Origin of the sequence: Shigella sp. FC1967, from assembly GCF_001743005.1 — a bacterium.
Lineage (GTDB): Bacteria > Pseudomonadota > Gammaproteobacteria > Enterobacterales > Enterobacteriaceae > Proteus.
In genome coordinates, this window is the sequence record NZ_MIIZ01000320.1 from 1 (window position 1) to 240 (window position 240).

Annotated in this window: 1 pseudogene; it reads right to left on the reverse strand. The window is 46.7% G+C overall.

Features of this window, described 5'->3' with window-relative positions:
• Positions 1-232, reverse strand: a pseudogene (locus BHE89_RS02815) (RNA-guided endonuclease TnpB family protein); the annotation flags it as partial.
• Positions 233-240 lie beyond the last annotated feature (8 nt).

Consider the following 240-nt stretch of genomic DNA (forward strand, 5'->3'; position numbering starts at 1 on the left):
CCGGTGCTTCTACCCCGTCATCACAGAGTAGTGACGCATAGTATTTTTCCGGTTGCGCTGCGACTCAGTGTGATACTTTTTCAGCGCCCCCCGTAATTTTCACGATGTAAACGCGCTTCAATCGGTGCGATTTTCGGGGATTTTTTATCGCGCCATCAATGACTTTGATCCCGACACAATGATAGCTAGATTGTCTGCCATGCTTACTTTTAAACGTGGGAAAACGGGCTTTTTAGTTTC